The 761-nt window shown below is 26.4% G+C and carries 2 protein-coding genes; one reads left to right on the top strand and one right to left on the bottom strand.

Going from position 1 to position 761, the window contains the following annotated elements:
• The coding region (locus tag RWY47_RS10000; RefSeq protein WP_316030312.1) for a DUF2238 domain-containing protein at window positions 1–523 on the top strand (523 nt) is incomplete at its 5' end.
• A 38-nt stretch (window positions 524–561) separates the two neighbouring features.
• On the opposite strand, the gene RWY47_RS10005 is transcribed toward RWY47_RS10000, so the two are convergent.
• The coding region (locus tag RWY47_RS10005) for a hypothetical protein (RefSeq protein WP_316030313.1) at window positions 562–761 on the bottom strand (200 nt) is incomplete at its 5' end.

Here is a 761-nt window from a genome sequence, read left to right on the forward strand (position 1 = left end):
ATTATATACAGTTTCCTTAATATACTTTATTTTCTTTGGAGAACCATTTCAAATAGCACCCTGTTTTTGCTCTCTAATGATAACTGTATTTATAAAATTTACAACTAAAAAATTTATTAATGTAATTTCTTCTATTTTAATTTTTTCAATACTTATATTTGTTTTATTTTCATCTTACTTGGGTTCCAGTTTCGATTTTTATGGAATAATTAACCACTATGATGATATAATGCATTTTCTATCAGGTGTTTTAGCCGTTTTATTTGCATATGATGCCTTTGTGCTACTAAATTCTAATTCAAACACGATAATTGACAGGAAAGTTATCATTGTATTTACGTTTTGTTTTAGCATGGCTATAGCTGGCTTATGGGAGATATCTGAATTTTTAATAGATAGTTTCTTTGGAACAAATATGCAAGTTGGTGGACTTGCAGATACAATGCATGATATGATAGATGCTTTTATTGCTTCAGTCATAACTATACCTTTATACGAATTGTTTTATAAAAAATACAAATAAATAAAAATAAACCTCACAAATGTGAGGTTTATTTTTATTTATTTGTATTCCCCGTCTGAGTATTTCTTTAAAATATCTACAAATCCCATTATCTCTAAATTTGCATCAGTTCCATTCATTATTTGATTATAATACCAATTTGCAAATTCTGGATCTGCTAAAGTTTCATTTAATTTTACAAAATCTAACTTTCCATAGTTTTGATTATTCTCTTTCATTATTACCCTCTCCTTAAAAT

It is taken from the genome of Paraclostridium sp. MRS3W1 (assembly GCF_032465715.1).
GTDB lineage: Bacteria > Bacillota > Clostridia > Peptostreptococcales > Peptostreptococcaceae > Paraclostridium > Paraclostridium dentum.